Genomic DNA, 16,582 nt, shown 5'->3' with positions numbered 1-16,582 from the left:
AACGACATCCGTCCGACCCACCAGGAAGGCACACCATGACCGTCGCTCTTGAACAACTCTCCTTCGACCGCAACATCCCCCGGGGCATCGTGCACCGGGAATCGATCGCCGAGGTGTTCCTCACCGATGCACACCGGACCGCGGACGGGGCGGCCTTCGCCGCTCAGCTTCCGCGCAACCACTCCTACTTCAGCGATCACCGGGGGACCGCGGCCAGCTACGACGCGCTCCTGCTCGTCGAGGTGTTCCGTCAGGTCGCCATCTACTACGCGCACACCTTCCTCGACGTCCCACGAACCGAGAAGTTCATCTTCGGTGCAGCCGATTTCGAGATCCTGGACGAGAGGACGCTGCGGATCGGAGCCTGCCCCGGACACTGCGTCATCGAGGCCCACGTCGTGCACGAGAAGGTCCGCGACGGTCAGGTCATCGGTCTGACGCTGGAGATGGTGGCCTCCATCGAGGGAACCGTCGCCGCCCGCGAGGCGATGACCTACCAGTGGATGCCGAGCCCGGTGTGGAAGAAGATCCGCAATCGCGGTCGGGAGTCGTTGGGCCTACCCCCGCAGCACCGGATACCTGCGGCCGCGCACGTCGCACGGATGCGGCCGGGATCGGTCGGTCGGCACAACCCGCGCAACGCGATCCTCGCCAACCCCGAACTCGTGGACGGCGAGCTGTCGACACTGACGATCATCGACACCAATCATCCGTCGCTGTTCGACCACGCACTCGACCACGTCCCGGGCATGCTCGTGTTCGAGGCGGCCCGTCAGATCGCCATGGCCTCGGCCAACGTGACGCTGGGGCTCGACACCAACCGCATGGTGATGCACCGCCTGCACATGGAGTTCACGAAGTTCGGAGAGTTCGAACGCGACACGCACGCCCGCGCCACCGTGCGGCCCGACGACGAGGGTGGTGCGCTCGCCGACGTCCACCTCGACCAGGGCGATGACGTGATCGCGCACGGTCAAGTTCATCTCAAGCTCCTGCCCGTCGACATCTACACCATGGTCCAATGAGCGGGCCCTTCGTGTGGTTCGACTTCGGTGGGGTGTTGTCGCCGCCGCTGCTCGAGCTGTTCGAGCGCTACGAGGCGAACACGGGTATCCCGGTGGCCGTCCTGCAACGGGCCATCGCCACGGTCGGTGCACAATTCGACCTGCCCCCACTCGCACCCATCGAGTTGGGGTTGCTCAGCGAACGTGACTGGGTGTCCCGCCTGCACGCCGCGATCCGCATCGAGCGGCCCGACCTCGACCTCTCGCGCAGCGAACCCGACTTCGGTCGGCAGTGGTTCGCGGGTCATCAGGTGAACTCGGGTATCCGCGACCTCGCACTCGAATTGATCGCCGACGGTGTCCCAGTGGGGATCCTGAGCAACAACGTCGTCGAATGGGAGCCCTACTGGCGTCCCATGGTCGGACTCGACGACGTGGTGACCGACCTCGTCGACTCCTGCCGTGTCGGCGTGCGGAAGCCGGATCCGCAGATCTTCGCCCTTGCCGCGGAGCGTAACGACGTCGAACCGCGCGACTGCATTCTCGTCGACGACCTCGCCGAGAACTGCCGGTCAGCGGTCGAGAGCGGCTGGACCGCAGTGCAGTTCGTCGACACGCCCTCGGCGGTCGAGGCCGTGCGGTCCGCCGTCGCCCGGCACTCCGGGTCCGCGCACGGCGCGGCCGTCCCCTCGGCCGGGTGAGTCCCGGGTGGTGGGGGTCAGTGCATGGCCGCGAGGTAGCCGTCCGGCCGGATGAGGGCGGACACCCACGGCTGCTCCGGGGTGACCTTCCCGCGCACCACGGTCACGTCCGGACGCGACGGCCCATCGGCACCGACCGCGCCGGGCAGCGGGGTCTCGCTGTCCGGCGCGATGGCCACATGGGTTCCCCGGGTGAGGAGTTCGGCGAGGGTGGACACCGTTCCGTCGTCGGCGGTGATCACCAGGTCGGTCTGGAAGCCCGTCTGGAACTGGCCGCTGATCACGTCGGCCAGCGCGTCGTGCAGGCCGGGCACCGACAGCATCGCGACCACGGCGTCACGCAGATCGGTGGAGTGCGGATTCATCATCCGCGACTGCAGCACCGTGTTGGCGACGACGACCCCGGCCACCCGTACCCGTTCCCGCGACCACTCCTCGAGCACGGAATGATCTGTGCCGTGGGTGATCACCGACGCGAGGCGCCAGCCGAGGGTGAAGGCGTCCTGCATGCCGGTGTTGAGACCCTGCCCGCCCAGCGGGTAGTGCACGTGGGCGGCGTCACCGATGAGCATCACGCGGTCGTCGCACATCCGGGTGCGGTACCGGCCGTAGTCGCTGAAGCGGGTGAGATGGGTGATGTCGTCGAGTGCGGGCGGCGCACCCAGCACCGTGCCGAGGCGGCGCAGGTACTCCTGCGGATCGGGGGTGTCGCGCACGGTCAGCGGACCGGAGAAGTCCATCGCGATTATCCGTGCCTTGCCACCGGGATTCGGGTTGTGCAGCGTCCATCCGGTGGACGTCACGTTCCATCCCGGCGGCGGGTCGAACTGGTCGGCGCGTGCCAGACCGGCGAGCGCGTTCATCGTCGCGGGATAGCTGTGACTGCCGAAGTCGCCGTGCTCGGCGACCAGACTGCGCGCGCCGTCGGCGCCGACGATGTATCGGGCCCACACGGATCCGAACCCCTCCGGTGTGTCGGAGTCGACCGTGAGCTCGAACCGGTCGCCGGCGTCGGTGGTGCGACGGTCGGCGATCTCACGCACGGTGTGACCACGCAACACGTGAGCCCCGAGGGCACGGGCGCGGTGCTCGAACGCGGCCTCGAGACGTGCCTGCGGGATACCCGCGATGGGGGCCGGTTCGACCGCGGGGGCAGTGATGGACAGTACGGGCTGGGCGGCGAATTGGAACGGTGTGGACACGTATTGCCCTGCTGCACCGATGATCTCGTCGGCACGACGCGACGGTATGTAACCACGGCGCGCCAGGTGCGAAAGGGAACGGGCGTGGACTGTGCCCGCACGGGGACGTTCGTCGGTCTCGGTGCGGATCTCGATCACCGCGACGGCGATCCCGTGCAGTGCGAGCTCGGCGGCCAGGGCCATACCGACCGGTCCGCCGCCGACGATCGCCACGTCGGTGTGGTGTACCTGACTGCCCATGTCGCTCTCTCCCCGTGGTCACAAACCAGCGCGATCGTACCTACGGTGTTTATAGTACCTACTGCAATCGCAGTGAGTGCGGTGCGAGCCGGATCCGCGCTCGCACTCATCACCGACACGACGACCGAAGGGGTCTCATGACCGACACGAGCACCACCGACGCGGGAGCGCAGACCGCGGCGACGCCGAGCAGGTGGACATTGCCGATCGTGCTGGCGGCACAATTCGTCACACCGACCGCGATCGCCGGCACCGCGATCGCCCTCCCGCACATCTCCACCGACCTGGGGTCGAATCCCACGGCCCTGCAATGGGTCGTCAACGGTTTCAACGTGGCGTTCGCCCTCGCGACCCTGGTGTGGGGCGCGCTCAGCGACCGCATCGGACACCGCCAGACCTTCGCCCTCGGTGCCGTCGCGGTCACCCTGGGCAGCGTGTTCAGCGCCATCGCGCCGAACCTCCTGATCCTCGACATCGCCCGGGTCATCGCCGGCGTCGGTGCCGCGGCCATCCTCACCGGATCGAGCTCGCTCATCTCGAGTGCGTACGAGGGATCTCGCCGTACGCACGCGTTCGCGATCTTCGGGACCGTCAACGGATTGGGACTCGCACTGGGCCCCACCATCTCCGGCGCCCTGGTCTCACTCGTCGACTGGCGCGGTGTGTTCGTCGTGCACGCGGTGATCCTCGCCGCCGCCGCGATCGGATCTCGGGTGCTCCCCGCCGCGGAGCCGGTGAGCGGACCGCGCGGCCCGATCCTCGACATCAGCCTCCTGCGCAATCGTGAGTTCCTCGCGATGTGCCTCGTCCCCGTCGCCGGCTCGATCGGCTTCGTGACGCTGTTGACCTACCTGCCCTCGGCCTTCAGTGGCATCAAGGACCTCGGTGCCGGTGACGCGGGACTGCTCATGCTGGCCATGACCATCCCGGTTCTCGTGACGCCGCTGCTCATCGCCCAGGCGGTCACCCGGTTCCGCGCCCTCACCGTCGGTGTCGTGGTCCTGCTGAGCCTCGGTGCCCTGCTCCTCGGCAACGCGGGCATCCTCCTGCTGTCGGAGGGCAACTCGTTCGTGTGGGTCCTGCTGCCGATGGTCCTGCTGGGTCTCGGTTTCGGACTGCCCATCGGTCTGGTCGACGGGCACGCGCTGTCGGTGGTGCCCGAGGAACGCACCGGCACCGCCGCGGGTCTGCTGAACTTCTTCCGCATCGGCAGCGAGGCCGTGTTCGTCGCGGGCTACGCCCTCGTGCTCTCGACCGTCATCGGATCGAAACTCAGCGGTGCGGCCGCCGACGACACCGCCGCGGGCCAGTTCGGTCATCCCGACGTCTACCGCAGCGCCTTCGTCACCACGGTCATCGTGCTCATCGCGTTGCTCGCGGTGGTGACCATCGCGATCGTCGCGGTCCGGCGGCGTCCTTCGCCGACCGCCTCCGACGCCACGTCCCCCCAGAACGACGCCTCGGCCGACCGGCCGGCGTCCCCCACAGAGAGAGAAGGAACCCCGGCATGACCGCATCCACCTCGTCGACGGCTGTCCGTGTCGACCTCAGGGAGCTGCCCGGCCTCCAACCGCCGTCGATGACCCGGCCGGTCGACGAGCCGTCGCGAGGTGGATTGCCGCAGGTGCTGCTCCCGAGCGGTCACCGGGCGGTGCACCTGACCTCCTACCGCGACGTGCACGCGGTGCTCACCGACGTCACCTTCGCGCGTGCGCGCACCAACACCGACGACGGGCCGACGTTCCTGCCGACGATCATGCCGACCGAGATGCTTCTGAACCTCGACCATCCCGATCACGGGCGGCTCAAGGGCTTCGTCGGATCGGCGTACAGCGCGGCGTCGGTGGCGCGGCGCGCACAGAGCGTGCACGGTGTGCTCGACACGGTCGTGGCGGAGCTGACCCGTGATCGCGACGCCGGCACCGCCGATCTGATGGGGACGCTGCTCGACCCGCTCACGATCGGCTTCAACGCCGTGCAGCTCGGCATCCCGGCCACGGACGTGCCGTTCTTCCGCGCGCTGTCGCGCGAGATGCAGATCGGTAGCGACGACGACGTCCCCGCACTCCTCGAGAGTTTCTGGACGCTCTACCACTACATCGAGGACCTCGTGGCCGGTCGACGTCCGGTGGGTCCGGGCCTCATCGCGGACCTGCTCGCCGGTCGCGACGTCGTCACCCCACCGGTGACCGACGGCGAGTACGCCGCGATCCTGTTGGGCTCCATCGTGGGTGGCGACCAGAACGTGCTGTCGGTGATCGGGAAGATCGCCTACGTGCTGCTCGCCCGACCGGCGCTGTGGGACCACCTCGTCGGCGATCCCGACGCCATCCCGACGGTGACCGAGGAACTCCTGCGGCTGCTCCCCCTCGGCCGCATCTCGACCTTCCCGCGCGTCGCGACCCGCGACGTGCCGGTCGAACACGGCGTCATCACCGAGGGCGACGTGGTGTACGCCGATGCGCACCAGGCGAATCGGGACCCCGCGGTCTATCCCGCCCCCTGGGTGGTCGACACCGCCCGTCAGGGCCGTCGGCACCTGCAGTTCGGATACGGGATGCACCACTGCATGGGGGCCGCGCAGGCGCGGATGGAGATCACCGAGGTCCTACGTCGGCTCGTCACCGAACTCCCGGACCTGCGACTGACCGTCGATCCCTCCGAGATAGCCTGGGACACCGGCATCCTCGTACACCGACCGATCTCCCTACCGGTCACCTTCTAGCCGGGCGCTCCACGAGCGGACGGCCCCCCGTACGGCAACCTGACCCCGTGCGGGGTCAGGAGACGCGGGCGCGGGTGGCCGCGTCGGCGGCGATCACCGAGTCGAGCAGGCCCGGGAACACGCGGTCCATGTCGTCGCGGCGCAGGCGGGTCATGCGGCCGTTGCCGACGTCCCGCTGCCAGATGAGGCCCGCGGTCCGCAACACACGAAAATGATGGGTGCGGGTCGACGGAGCCCAGGGCAGTCCGAACACGCTGCAGAACTGCTCGGAACCCTGCGGTTCGGCGGCGAGCTGGGCGATGACGCTTCGCCGATTGTCATCGGCCAGTGCGTGCAGGACGGCGCCCAGATCGAACTCGTCGATGTCGGGATGCCCATCGTGGTCGGCCACAGCCATTGCCTCTCGGTGAAGAACGCGAACCTACTATTCCGATAGTAGCTATCCGGATCCGATCGTGCCGCGCCGGTCACTGCTGGCTGATGTGCGCCTGCGCGGTGGCCATGATGCGGCGGATACCGCTCTGCGAGAGCCCGGGGATCTGGGTCTCGATGGTGCGGACGACGTCGGAGTCGTTGCGGACCTTCTCGCTCGACTGGATGAGAACCGTTCCCGCGCCGGTGAAGTCGAACTGCTGCTCCTCGCCGCTGCCTGCTCCCATCATCGCGGCGCCCGCGGCCATGAAGCCGTTCACCCAGTTCTGGTCGTAGTGATGGCTCGGTGACGGGCAGTCGGCCCACCCGACGAGCGACTGCGGGTCGACGCGCACCGGCGGTTCGGCGAACATCACCGGTCCGTTCGACGAGGCGAGGAACTTCCCGGTCCCGATCAGGGTGAGGTAGCCGGGGACGATCGACTGGTTGAGGTGCAGTCCCGGTTCGAAGGCGAGCAGGTTCGCCGCGCGGACCGTCAGGTTGCCGTCGTCGAGGTCGAAGGAGTTGATGTCGAAGCCGCGGTCGCCGATGATCAACGTTCCCTGGCCCTCGGCGACGACGAAGTTGCCCATGTACATCGGCGCGCTGATGGTCCCGGCGATCGAGGAGAGCAGCCCCGACTGCAGGCCCTGCATCAGGGTCCGGAACTGCATCTGTCCGTAGTAGGCGATCATCGCGCCCTTCGACATGATCCACGGCCGGTCGAGGGTGATGTAGTACGCGTAGGAGTTGTGCGGCACGTTGTCGTTGCCCACCAGGACCCCGGGATTCAGGATGTCGCTCATGGCTTCTTCCTCACAACTTCTGTTCCGATGCCTGCACGAACACGATGCCGTCGCCGGTGCAGTGCAGCTGCATGGCCTCTCCCGCGCCACGACCCACCGCATCCCGCCAGCTCAGCGCCGATTTCAGCTGTGTCTGAACGTGTCCCAGCGTCCCGACGAACGCCTGTGGGTCGACGACAACGGGTTCGCCGCCCACGCGCAGCTCCATCACCTCGCCGTGGGCGAGCAGCACCACCGCACCCTGACCCTGAAGCTGGGTGGTCATCAGGCCGTTGCCGGTGAGCGCGCCGGTGGCGGCGCCGCGCAAGGCATTGCGCAGCCCGCCACCTCCGCCGCCCGACTGCGACTGCATCATCACCACCGACGCCTGCAGACCCGCCGTGTGGCCGAGTAGTCGCGAGGCGTCGGCGGTCACCGTGCCGCCCTGCGGAAGATCCACCACATGCACGGCCAGGCCGGCGAAACCGTAGTGCACCACCCCGTTTCCCTGGGCCAACATCGTTTTCTCGTGCTCGCCGGCCATCATCCGGCCCGCCATGCCGGCCATCGCACCCATGCCGGCACCGCCGGCGCCGGGGATCATGTGCGGGGAGAACATCACCTGGCCGGTGTAGAAGAGCATCGCGCCCTTGCGGGCGATCACTCCTCCGGCCCGGGCGATGTCGACCGAGACGACCTTGCTGTTGACCTTCTCGAAGACCATGGCGTTCACCGTTCCGCGGGTTGGATCGAGACGACACCCTGGCCCTGCCATCGCAGCGAGAAGGCCTCACCGCCCCCGGCGCCGACCATGTCGCGCCAGCTCACATCGGTGACGAACGATTGCTGCAGTTGACCTTTCGCCGAGACGAAGGCGTCGGGATCGACCACCAGGGGCAGGTTCGGATTGACCTCGAGATGGATCAGAGGGCCGCCCGCGGACAGCAGCGCCACCTGACCGGTGCCGGTGACGGTGGTGGTGAACAGCCCCTGCCCGCTGCTCATGCCGCCGAGGCCGGCGAAGGTGACGTTGGTCTGCAGATTCCCCGCCATCGCCAGCAGTTGCTGGGACTCCACCTGCAGTGTCTCGTTGGTCAGCTGCAACACACTGACGTACTGCCCGTTGACCGCGAGATGGACCACGCCGGAACCGGTGGCCTCCATCAACGAGAGGCTCTCGCCGGTCGCGCGCTGCTTGAGGCCGGCGAGAACGCCCGATCCGCCGCCGAAGCCGGCCGACTTGAACGCCACCGTGCCCTGGTAGGACACCATCGATCCGGATATCGCTCGGATCGAGGTGTTGTCGAGGCGCGCGGCGACGACGCGTGTGGAATGTTCGACCAGTTCAGCCATCGGCGCTCCTCGAGGACGGATGCCCGATGCGGCTGTTGGCCGGCACGACCGGGCGCATGTCCGGGGTCATCGTAGGGCGCGCCGCCTGATGACGGGCGGTCAACGGACAATTCGCCGTCGGCCACTGCCGTCGTGGACGGGCGGTAGCGTGAGCGCCGTGGACAGCTCTGTGGTGGCGGCATTCGGACTCGTGGCGGCGATCGCGGCGGTCATCGCCTACACCCACCACCGGCGACGCGATGGTGCCCATCTCGGTCGCGACGCAGCGCTGGCCGCGTCGCTGCGCGCACTCGCCGACGGCGACCCGGTGCGTCTGGCGGCCGTCGACGAGTTCGAGACCACCATCTACCGCCGACTGTTCGCCGCATCCACCATCGCACCCCGATTGGTGTCGACCGCATGGTCTGTCGGCGGGCTGATCCTGGCGTTGGCCGCGGCCCTGGTCACCGAACCCGGTTCGGGCGCGCTCGTCGACGCGGCTTTCTATCTGGCGCTGGCCGCGGCGGTCGGCTTCGGTGTCGCGGTGATCGTCCACGCCGTACGGGCGGTCCTCGCCGCCACCGTGGTCCCGCGCATCGCCTTCGACGACATCGACGAGCCGGCTCCCGCGACCGACCCCGCCGCGACCGAATCGGGCGACGCCGCGAACACTGCAGCCACGGACCCGGCCGCCGCGCAGCGGTGAGATCGTGCGGGCGAGAACATCACTCGGCCGTGACCACGCAGCCGAAGCGGCGCCGATAGGCCGACGGCGACACGCCGACGACGGCCGAGAAGTGGTGTCGTAGCAGCGTCGCCGATCCGAAACCGGCGCGCTGGGCGACCTCCTCGATACCGACGTCGGTCGCCTCCAGCATGTTCTGCGCGTGCAGTACCCGTTGCTCGGTCAGCCAGCGGTGGGGAGTGGTGCCGACCTCGTCGACGAACCGCCGGGCGAACGTCCGCGCGGACATGTGTGAACGCGCCGCGAGAGCGGGCACCGAGATGTCGTCGGCCAGGTTCTCGAGCATCCACGCCAGTACCGCCCCGAACCCGTCCTCCGAGCAGTCCGGGACGGGTGCGGACACGAACTGTCGCTGACCGCCGTCGCGGTGCGGCGGCACCACCATGCGTCGGGCGATGGCGTTGGCCACCACGGGGCCGTGTTCCTGCCGGACGATGTGCAGACAGGCGTCGATCCCGGCCGCGGTTCCCGCGCTGGTGACGATCGGGAACTCGTCGACGAACAAGACGTCGGTGTCGACGTCGACACCCGGATACCGTGCCGCCAGCTTCTCGCCGTGGCGCCAGTGCGTGGTGCATCGCTTGCCGTCGAGCAGGCCGGTGGCCGCGATCGTGAACGCGCCCGTGCACACCGACAGCAGTCGCCCGCCGCGCGCTACGACGGCGCGCAGCACGTCGATCACCTCGGGCAGCGGTTCGCCGTCGCTGGGGCCGCCGGGGATCGCGACGAGATCGGCGTCGAGCGCGGCGGTCAATGGCAGGGGAGCGATGATCGACCCCCCGCTGCCACTCGCGAGCGGGACGTTCGGCGTGGGGGAGCAGATGAGCAGTTCGAACGGGGGCACGCCGTCATCGGTGCGGTCGAGTCCGAAGACCTCGTGCACCACCCCGTACTCGAACAACGCGACCGGCTCCTGCACGATCACGGCGACTGATCTCAGCATGACGACAGTGTGGCAGAAAGTTTGTGAACATCGGCCATTCTGCCGCTGGTGGCACGATCTGTGCGAGAACACACTTTCTGACATGACTCTCGCAGTGATCCTCGTACCGGTTCTCCTCGTCGCCTTCATCGCGATCTATCGCAATCAGCGCGACACCGCACACCTCGACCGTGTGCCGTTCTCCAGCGGACCCGACGCAGCGCGTATCCACGCCGAACTGCTCGTTCTGACCGAACATCGACAGTGATTCGAGCAGCGCCGTGAGCCATTGCCGTGTATCGCCTACGGACGGGGCGTCGCGGGGTTGTTCGCGACTGGTCTGAACAGACCTACTCGTCCGGCTCGTATGCACGACGTTCGCCGTCGATCAGCTCCGCCATCGAGTTCTCAGCCCTCGCTGCCAGCGCGGCGCGGACACGTCGTGCCAGGCGATGCAGCGCGAAGTCAGCCAACTCCTCGGCCCCGACAAACGCGTAGTCCGACAGCTCGGATGTCCTGAGCCGCAGACTGGACGGATCCTCGATGACGCCCAGGTCGTACACCAACATGATCGAGTCGCCGCGCGGTGGTGGATCCTGCTGGTGGTCGATGACCAGCAGCCGACCCAACTCCACGACTGTGAGGCCGAGTTCCTCTTGAAGCTCCCTCTTGCACGCAGCTGGAGCGCTTTCGCCCGCCTCGACCGCGCCACCCGGGATCTCCCAGCCCGGCTTGTACGTCGGCTTCACCAACAGGGCGTCACCGATGGTGTTCGTGATCAGCGCGCCGGCGCCGAGCCGACGCTTGGCAAGCGATTCGTAGAATTGGCCGCTCTGTGTCATCAGTCCACCATTGCTAGCCGCGATGCCCTGCCCACAGGCGTCGGGCCGTATCGCAGATGTCGGTGATGGACGCATCGTCCGGTTGGGCGTTCTCGGTGAACATGGACATTTGCAGGGCCGGCCCATAGACCCCGGTGGACTGAACTTGCCCACGGGTCACAGGCTGGATCACGTAGTGCACATGACCTGGCACGGCGCCGGCGTGAGACCACAGCGTGTTGTAGACCTGTTCGGCCGACACGAGTTCTGAGGCGATGCGCGAACACCGTCTGAGTAGAGGGCCCAGTTCTTCGGTCTCGGGGTCGTTGAGGTCCGCGACCGCGATGACGTGGCGCAGTGGTTTCACGATGAGCGTTCCGAGCCCCAGCGGGCCGACGCAGTGTTCGACCACCCAGTTCTCGGTCGCGGCGATTCGACCGCCCGGCAGCATGGACGGGTCCTCGATGAGACTGCACGCGAGACAGTCAACAGTCACAGGTTTGGATCCCCTCCAGTCGCGGACGGTCGCGGCTCAGTCCGGCACGAAGTCGTCGAACGCGGCTGCGAACAGCCGGACGCACACCGCCAGGATGTGATCGGGGTCGGTCGACTCGTTGCCCAGCACCCAGTCGACGAGCAGCTGGTTGACCGCCCCCACCAGGCCGACCGCGACGAGATGGAACTCGTGGGTCAGTTCCTCGAGACCGGCGTGAGCGGCGCCCGCGCGGACGATGACGTCGGCGAAATCGTGGATGACCCGGTAGCGACGCGCCTCGAGCACCGGGCTGACGCCGACGACCTCGAGCAGCATGATCCGCGCGCGGCGGGCGTCCTCGGTGAGGCAGTCGACGAACTCGCCGAGCGCCAGGCGGGCGAGGTCGGCGATGGTGGTGCTGCCGTCGGCGATCGATGCCTCGGTCCGGCCGCGTACGAGCTCGACCACGGAGTCGTACACCGCGAGGAGCAGCCCCTCGCGGTCGTCGAAGGACTCGTAGAAGTAGCGCTGGGTGAGTCCGGCGCGTTCGCAGACCTGCTTCACCGAGGTGCGCTGGTACCCGTCGGTGCCGAAGCACTCGAGCCCGGCGTCGAGCAACTGCTCGCGCCGCGCCGCCTGCCGGGCCGCCGGATCCTGGCCGCCATAGCGACGGCCCGTCGTCTGCTCACTCGTCGCACCCGGCCTCATCGTCACACACACTAGTCGCGTGCGGCGAATCGATCACGTGTGCCGTTCGCCGGCATTCCTCGGGAAAGAGCACACGTGGTTAGTGGACTGTGCAGCAACATTTTTCATGGCGGACGGTCGCCTCGAACCCGGTTGTTCTGACCGGGGTCGCGGTCGCCCGTGACAACATGTGCCACCAGTCGGCCGTAGCCCCGGACGTTCCGCAGACCGATGGATCGGAATCGGACGGGTTCGCCGTCGACGGACCGGACGAGGGCTGCGTCGTACAGCGTCGTGCCGGGCCTCGCACTGCTCGTGAGCCGTGCTGCGATGTTGACCGGCTCCCCGAACACATCTCCGAGTCGTGCGAGGACGCGGCCGTGCGCCATGCCGACGCGGACCTGCGGCATGCGGTCACGGCGACTCAAACCATGAAGCGCGCCACCGAGCTCGACGCCGCGTACGGACTCGGTGACGGTGAACATGACGGCGTCGCCCAGGGTCTTGACGACCCGCCCACCGCGTGCGGTGACGATCCGGCTGACGTGTCCTTCGAAGGTCTCGAGCAGCACCGCGAGCTCGTCGATGCCGAGACTCCGCGACAACCCCGTGTAGTCCACGATCTCGCAGAAACCCACTGCGAGTTCCTGCCCATCCCGGCCGCCACCCGCATCGGCCACGCGACCGATCTCGAGCCCATCGAGTGCGAGGGCCAGATGGCGACGCCAGACGATGTCCTGGAGTCGGCTGATCGCCAGAGCAGTCTCAGCGACGGTGGCATCGGTGGCATCGCCCCGACCGAGCGCATCGAGACGTCGTGCCTGCCAGTCGGCGAGTCGCGCCATCTGGTGCGCGGTCGCTCGCGCCGAGGCGAGGGCTGGGCCCTCGGGCAGGCGTCGAAAAGCCACTGTCATCAATCCCATTGCGCCCAGGTCGTCTTCGGTGAAGATCGCCTGATCGCGTGGATCTCGCGCCAGGCCGAAGGCGCGCCAGACCTTGTCTGCCTCCTCGATGTCGAGGTCGAGTTCTCTCGCCACCTCGGCCCTGGTGAACATTCGCGGGCCGCCGAGCAGCGCGTCTTCCAGCTGGGTGAACCGGTCGACAGCGTGTTCGCCGCGCTCGCCGTCCACCCGCTCAGACGTCAGCGGGCAGCCCGAGCAGACCCGAGGTGTGGACCCACAGAGCGGCCGCGAATGCGGCATCGGCTGCCTGCCGGCCCTGTTTCCCATCGGCCTTCCGCCGGTCGAAATACGTGCCACTCGGAGCGGGAACACTGTGGTCGCGTGCCAGTTCGACAAGGGGCGCGGCGCCCTCTGCTGGTGCAACCCCGTACCTACCGAACGTGATCGCCTTCAGCGTCTTGAGCACCCACCAGTCCGGGGCCAGGCCTGTCCGCACCAGGCCGGGATGGACGGCGAACGCCGGAACGCTCGACCGCCGGGCGAGTTCCGCGGTGAACAGGTTGACGCCGAGCTTGGACGCCCCGTAGGCGCCGAGCCCGGAGTTCCACCTCGGGTTCGCGAAATCGAAGTCCTCGAGGTCGATCTTTCCCTGTTTGTTCGCGGTGCTCGATGTCGAGAGGACGCGCCCCGAGCTCAGGTGCAGTCGTGGCAGCAGAAGTCGGGTCAGCAACACAGGCGCCAGGTAGTTGGTCTGCATCGTGCGTTCGAATCCGTCGGTGGTGAGCGCCCGCGTGTTGTACATGCCGCCGGCGTTGTTCACGAGGACATCGATACGGGAGAAGTCGTGCAGCAGGGAATCGGCGAGCGCGCGCACGCTGTCGAGCTGTTCGAAATCGGCGACGACCCCGACTCCGCCGATGTCCCTCGCCACGGCATGCGTTCGGTCCCGGTCACGACCGGTCACGACCACCGTGTCTCCGCCCTCCGCCCTCCGCCAGAGCGGTCGCGGCGGCCTTGCCGATACCGCTCGAACCGCCCGTGATGACAACCACTCGTGAGTCAGGCATCGATCTTCTCCTCGTTCGTCGGCGGGCACGTCCCGTGTCCGTTTCTGACGCAAGTGAACAGCGATGCGATGGGTGGGAGGGAGTCCCTGTCTCTGGGGATACAGCCAGTACCTCCCTCGACGGGCGGGACGCCGGGGACTCAGCTCGGCTCCGCACCGGCTTGCTGTCCGACGCAATCAGGAACGCGTCCGTGTCAGATGCGGTATTCTCTGCCGGACGACCCCGACGACGAGGAGCAGGCGGCATGACCACCTTCGAGGCACCGACCCACGCGGCACCGATCGACGACCGGGTGATCCGGCCGATCCCCGAGTTCGCAGGTGTGCACGACATCTGGCCGCGCGGGAAGCGACTCGAGGCGGTCCGCGATGCGGCGAGCGCGTACCGCGAACGCTTCATCACCCAGGGGCAGGTGCGCGCCATCAAGAGCTTCGACATCGCCGCGGCTCCCTACCCGCAGCGATTCGCCTTCCAGGGGTACTCCGTCGGCCCGAACCCGATGATCTCGATCATCAACCGGATGTTCGTCATCCAGTTCGAGGGCTTCGACGGCGAACTCAAGACCCTGGTGTGGGAGCCCACGGTCGCGGCGGGCTCCGCGGAGGCGCCGTTCTACGCCAAACTCGAGTCGATGGCGGGCAAGTTCCTGTCCCACAGGGTCTTCACGAAGTACTACAACGATCCGCAGAGCGTGCTGCCGCAGTGTGGGCTGAGCAACGACGACGTCGATTTCCTCAGCTTCGATCACCTGCACGTCCAGGATGTGCGGATGATCTTGGGCAGCACCTCGGTCATCCCCGGCGAGTCCGCACCGCGGGAACCGTTGTTCCCCAACGCCGAGCTGCTCGTCCACCGCAAGGAACTGGGCACCTTCGAGGCGCCGCACCCGCTGCAGTGGTCGTGGTACGTCGACGGCGGGATGGACGGTGTGCCGATGGATCGTGTGCGCGTGTTCGACGGCGATGTCGAGCTCGGTGTCGGGGTGAGCCTGCTGTGGACGCCCGGCCACACCGACGGCAATCACTCGCTCGTCGTCAACACCCCCGACGGCGTCTGGGTCTCGTCGGAGAACGGGATGGCCGCAGACAGTTGGCAACCCGAGTTGTCGAAGATCCCCGGCGTGCGGCAGCAGGCGGCGTTCTACAACCGCGAAGTGGTGCTCAACGCCAACACGATGGAGGACTCGCTCGACCAGTACGACTCGATGGTGAAGGAGAAGACCATGGCGTCGCCGTCACCGCGGGATCCGCGGTGGTTGCAGATCATCCCGTCCTCGGAATGCGCGCCCTGGAAACGGCAGTGGCCGGTCGTGCCGACGTACTCGCACGGCGGACTCGACTACGGAAAGATCGTGGCGCCGCGCCGGGGGCGGTGACCCTGTTGCCGACGGGCTGATGGGGTCACCACTGGTGACCCCATCAGCAGGGCCTGGTTGACGATGCGCCCGGCGGGTTGACTGAGAACGTCGACACGCCGACACGCAACGCCAGCAAGGAGTCCGACCATGAGATACCGCACCCTGCCGGGAACGGGCATCACCGTATCGACCATCGCTCTCGGCTCCATGGGCTTCGGCACGGAGACCGACGAGACCGAGGCCTTCGCGATCCTCGACCGATTCGTGGAGAGCGGGGGGAACTTCGTCGACACGGCCGACGTGTACGGAGCCGGTGCCTCGGAGGAGTTGCTGGGTCGATGGTTCGCCAACCGTCCCGCCGACGTGACCGACCGTGTCGTCCTGGCCACCAAGGCCCGGTTCGGAACCGGCTCGGACGCAAACGAGAACGGCTCGTCGCGGCGGCATCTCGACGCCGCTCTGAGCGCATCGTTGCGCCGTCTGGGCCGCGACAACGTCGATCTCTACCAACTGCACGCCTGGGACCCCCTGACACCGATCGAGGTCACGCTGCGCTTTCTCGACGACGCGGTGCGTGCAGGGAAAATCCATCACATCGGTCTGTCCAACTTCACCGGCTGGCAGCTGCAACTCGCCGTCTCCACCGCGAAGGCGTTGAACCTGCACGTGCCGGTCACCCTGCAACAGCAGTACAGCCTCGTGTGCCGAGAGATCGAGTTCGAGATGGTTCCCGCGGCCGCTCACAACGACATCGGCCTCCTCCCCTGGTCGCCTCTGGCCGCCGGGTTCCTCAGCGGCAAGTACGAACGCGATCGGCAGGCGGGGAGTGACACTCGCGCGGGAGCGGGAAACCCGATGAACGACCACATCTTCGGCGCGTTCGGGGCCAAGGAACAGAACTGGGCCACCCTCGACGCCGTCCGCGACATCGCTCGTTCTCTCGAGGTCAGTCCAGGCCAGGTCGCCTACAGCTGGGTCACGAATCGACCCGGGGTGACGGCCCCGATCATCGGCGCCAAGACACTCGACCAACTCGACGACAATCTCGTCGCCGCCGATCTGATCCTGTCCGACCAGGACACCGCGCTCCTGGACGAGGTCAGTGCGCCCACCCCCGACGACTACCCCTACGGCCCGTTCGGGACGAAGCAGCGCGACCGCTACGTCGACTCCAGCGACCAGGCCATCACCGAACTCTTCTGACCC

The 16,582-nt window shown here is 67.7% G+C and carries 19 protein-coding genes; 8 read left to right on the top strand and 11 right to left on the bottom strand.

Going from position 1 to position 16,582, the window contains the following annotated elements; all coding sequences use genetic code 11:
- Positions 1–35: 35 nt before the first annotated feature.
- On the top strand, positions 36–1,025 hold the full coding sequence (locus tag ACLBW1_RS00390; protein ID WP_447809405.1) for a ScbA/BarX family gamma-butyrolactone biosynthesis protein: 990 nt from the start codon (positions 36–38) through the stop codon (positions 1,023–1,025).
- Entirely contained in the window at positions 1,022–1,705 is a 684-nt protein-coding gene (locus tag ACLBW1_RS00385) for an HAD family hydrolase (RefSeq protein WP_447809404.1), read from the top strand. Before ACLBW1_RS00390 ends, ACLBW1_RS00385 begins: the two co-directional genes overlap by 4 nt.
- A 17-nt stretch (positions 1,706–1,722) precedes the next feature.
- On the opposite strand, the gene ACLBW1_RS00380 is transcribed toward ACLBW1_RS00385, so the two are convergent.
- On the bottom strand, positions 1,723–3,147 hold the full coding sequence (locus ACLBW1_RS00380; RefSeq protein WP_447809402.1) for an FAD-dependent monooxygenase: 1,425 nt from the start codon (positions 3,145–3,147) through the stop codon (positions 1,723–1,725).
- A 137-nt stretch (positions 3,148–3,284) separates the two neighbouring features.
- Here ACLBW1_RS00380 and ACLBW1_RS00375 point away from each other — a divergent pair, with 137 nt between their 5' ends.
- Together ACLBW1_RS00375 and ACLBW1_RS00370 are read left to right on the top strand one after the other, a co-directional pair.
- On the top strand, positions 3,285–4,658 hold the full coding sequence (locus tag ACLBW1_RS00375) for an MFS transporter (RefSeq protein ID WP_447809401.1): 1,374 nt from the start codon (positions 3,285–3,287) through the stop codon (positions 4,656–4,658).
- Positions 4,655–5,872, top strand: coding sequence for a cytochrome P450 (locus ACLBW1_RS00370; protein ID WP_447809399.1), 1,218 nt, complete (start codon positions 4,655–4,657; stop codon positions 5,870–5,872). The genes ACLBW1_RS00375 and ACLBW1_RS00370 overlap by 4 nt, the downstream gene beginning before the upstream one ends.
- Positions 5,873–5,927: 55 nt before the next feature.
- On the opposite strand, the gene ACLBW1_RS00365 is transcribed toward ACLBW1_RS00370, so the two are convergent.
- The 4 genes from ACLBW1_RS00365 to ACLBW1_RS00350 form a co-directional block, all read right to left on the bottom strand.
- Positions 5,928–6,269, bottom strand: a complete 342-nt coding sequence (locus tag ACLBW1_RS00365; RefSeq protein ID WP_447809398.1) for an ArsR/SmtB family transcription factor — start codon at positions 6,267–6,269, stop codon at positions 5,928–5,930.
- A 70-nt stretch (positions 6,270–6,339) separates the two neighbouring features.
- The gene (locus tag ACLBW1_RS00360; RefSeq protein WP_447809396.1) at positions 6,340–7,089 is read right to left on the bottom strand and encodes an AIM24 family protein; all 750 of its coding nucleotides are present in this window, start codon (positions 7,087–7,089) and stop codon (positions 6,340–6,342) included.
- A gap of 10 nt (positions 7,090–7,099) precedes the next feature.
- Positions 7,100–7,792, bottom strand: coding sequence for an AIM24 family protein (locus ACLBW1_RS00355; RefSeq protein WP_447809395.1), 693 nt, complete (start codon positions 7,790–7,792; stop codon positions 7,100–7,102).
- A 5-nt stretch (positions 7,793–7,797) separates the two neighbouring features.
- On the bottom strand, positions 7,798–8,421 hold the full coding sequence (locus tag ACLBW1_RS00350; RefSeq protein ID WP_447809394.1) for an AIM24 family protein: 624 nt from the start codon (positions 8,419–8,421) through the stop codon (positions 7,798–7,800).
- A gap of 157 nt (positions 8,422–8,578) precedes the next feature.
- On the opposite strand from ACLBW1_RS00350, the gene ACLBW1_RS00345 reads away from it, so the two are divergent.
- Positions 8,579–9,106, top strand: a complete 528-nt coding sequence (locus ACLBW1_RS00345; protein ID WP_447809393.1) for a hypothetical protein — start codon at positions 8,579–8,581, stop codon at positions 9,104–9,106.
- Between the two features lie 19 nt (positions 9,107–9,125).
- Here ACLBW1_RS00345 and ACLBW1_RS00340 read toward each other — a convergent pair whose 3' ends face one another.
- Positions 9,126–10,088 (bottom strand): GlxA family transcriptional regulator, encoded by a 963-nt coding sequence (locus tag ACLBW1_RS00340; RefSeq protein ID WP_447809392.1) that lies wholly within the window; start codon positions 10,086–10,088, stop codon positions 9,126–9,128.
- Between the two features lie 82 nt (positions 10,089–10,170).
- Between ACLBW1_RS00340 and ACLBW1_RS00335 the strand changes: the two genes are divergently transcribed.
- Entirely contained in the window at positions 10,171–10,335 is a 165-nt protein-coding gene (locus tag ACLBW1_RS00335; RefSeq protein WP_447809391.1) for a hypothetical protein, read from the top strand.
- An 82-nt stretch (positions 10,336–10,417) separates the two neighbouring features.
- Here ACLBW1_RS00335 and ACLBW1_RS00330 read toward each other — a convergent pair whose 3' ends face one another.
- The 5 genes from ACLBW1_RS00330 to ACLBW1_RS00310 form a co-directional block, all read right to left on the bottom strand.
- A complete protein-coding gene (locus ACLBW1_RS00330; RefSeq protein WP_447809390.1) occupies positions 10,418–10,909 on the bottom strand; it encodes an NUDIX domain-containing protein in 492 nt (163 codons plus the stop codon).
- Positions 10,910–10,922: 13 nt separating this feature from the next.
- Positions 10,923–11,339: a hypothetical protein gene (locus ACLBW1_RS00325; RefSeq protein ID WP_447809389.1), complete on the bottom strand. Its 417-nt coding sequence runs from the start codon at positions 11,337–11,339 to the stop codon at positions 10,923–10,925.
- An 81-nt stretch (positions 11,340–11,420) separates the two neighbouring features.
- Positions 11,421–12,071: a TetR/AcrR family transcriptional regulator gene (locus ACLBW1_RS00320; RefSeq protein ID WP_447809388.1), complete on the bottom strand. Its 651-nt coding sequence runs from the start codon at positions 12,069–12,071 to the stop codon at positions 11,421–11,423.
- Positions 12,072–12,175: 104 nt separating this feature from the next.
- Complete coding sequence (locus ACLBW1_RS00315) at positions 12,176–13,180, bottom strand: adenylate/guanylate cyclase domain-containing protein (protein WP_447809387.1); 1,005 nt, start codon at positions 13,178–13,180, stop codon at positions 12,176–12,178.
- 4 nt (positions 13,181–13,184) lie between these two features.
- Positions 13,185–14,048, bottom strand: a complete 864-nt coding sequence (locus ACLBW1_RS00310; protein ID WP_447809386.1) for an SDR family NAD(P)-dependent oxidoreductase — start codon at positions 14,046–14,048, stop codon at positions 13,185–13,187.
- Positions 14,049–14,263: 215 nt separating this feature from the next.
- On the opposite strand from ACLBW1_RS00310, the gene ACLBW1_RS00305 reads away from it, so the two are divergent.
- Positions 14,264–15,394, top strand: coding sequence for a hypothetical protein (locus ACLBW1_RS00305; protein ID WP_447809384.1), 1,131 nt, complete (start codon positions 14,264–14,266; stop codon positions 15,392–15,394).
- Positions 15,395–15,523: 129 nt separating this feature from the next.
- Positions 15,524–16,579, top strand: a complete 1,056-nt coding sequence (locus ACLBW1_RS00300) for an aldo/keto reductase (RefSeq protein WP_447809382.1) — start codon at positions 15,524–15,526, stop codon at positions 16,577–16,579.
- Positions 16,580–16,582: the final 3 nt, after the last annotated feature.

Source organism: Williamsia sp. M5A3_1d, assembly GCF_053345315.1.
This window is presented reverse-complemented; position numbering and strand designations above follow the sequence as displayed.

Excerpts from the sequence above, each read along its gene's own strand:
- ACLBW1_RS00390 (WP_447809405.1), top strand. The coding sequence starts at position 36 with ATGACCGTCGCTCTTGAACAACTCTCCTTCGACCGCAACATCCCCCGG.
- ACLBW1_RS00385 (WP_447809404.1), top strand. The coding sequence starts at position 1,022 with ATGAGCGGGCCCTTCGTGTGGTTCGACTTCGGTGGGGTGTTGTCGCCG.
- ACLBW1_RS00380 (WP_447809402.1), bottom strand. The coding sequence starts at position 3,147 with ATGGGCAGTCAGGTACACCACACCGACGTGGCGATCGTCGGCGGCGGA.
- ACLBW1_RS00375 (WP_447809401.1), top strand. The coding sequence starts at position 3,285 with ATGACCGACACGAGCACCACCGACGCGGGAGCGCAGACCGCGGCGACG.
- ACLBW1_RS00370 (WP_447809399.1), top strand. The coding sequence starts at position 4,655 with ATGACCGCATCCACCTCGTCGACGGCTGTCCGTGTCGACCTCAGGGAG.
- ACLBW1_RS00365 (WP_447809398.1), bottom strand. The coding sequence starts at position 6,269 with ATGGCTGTGGCCGACCACGATGGGCATCCCGACATCGACGAGTTCGAT.
- ACLBW1_RS00360 (WP_447809396.1), bottom strand. The coding sequence starts at position 7,089 with ATGAGCGACATCCTGAATCCCGGGGTCCTGGTGGGCAACGACAACGTG.
- ACLBW1_RS00355 (WP_447809395.1), bottom strand. The coding sequence starts at position 7,792 with ATGGTCTTCGAGAAGGTCAACAGCAAGGTCGTCTCGGTCGACATCGCC.
- ACLBW1_RS00350 (WP_447809394.1), bottom strand. The coding sequence starts at position 8,421 with ATGGCTGAACTGGTCGAACATTCCACACGCGTCGTCGCCGCGCGCCTC.
- ACLBW1_RS00340 (WP_447809392.1), bottom strand. The coding sequence starts at position 10,088 with ATGCTGAGATCAGTCGCCGTGATCGTGCAGGAGCCGGTCGCGTTGTTC.
- ACLBW1_RS00335 (WP_447809391.1), top strand. The coding sequence starts at position 10,171 with ATGACTCTCGCAGTGATCCTCGTACCGGTTCTCCTCGTCGCCTTCATC.
- ACLBW1_RS00330 (WP_447809390.1), bottom strand. The coding sequence starts at position 10,909 with ATGACACAGAGCGGCCAATTCTACGAATCGCTTGCCAAGCGTCGGCTC.
- ACLBW1_RS00325 (WP_447809389.1), bottom strand. The coding sequence starts at position 11,339 with ATGCTGCCGGGCGGTCGAATCGCCGCGACCGAGAACTGGGTGGTCGAA.
- ACLBW1_RS00320 (WP_447809388.1), bottom strand. The coding sequence starts at position 12,071 with ATGAGGCCGGGTGCGACGAGTGAGCAGACGACGGGCCGTCGCTATGGC.
- ACLBW1_RS00305 (WP_447809384.1), top strand. The coding sequence starts at position 14,264 with ATGACCACCTTCGAGGCACCGACCCACGCGGCACCGATCGACGACCGG.
- ACLBW1_RS00300 (WP_447809382.1), top strand. The coding sequence starts at position 15,524 with ATGAGATACCGCACCCTGCCGGGAACGGGCATCACCGTATCGACCATC.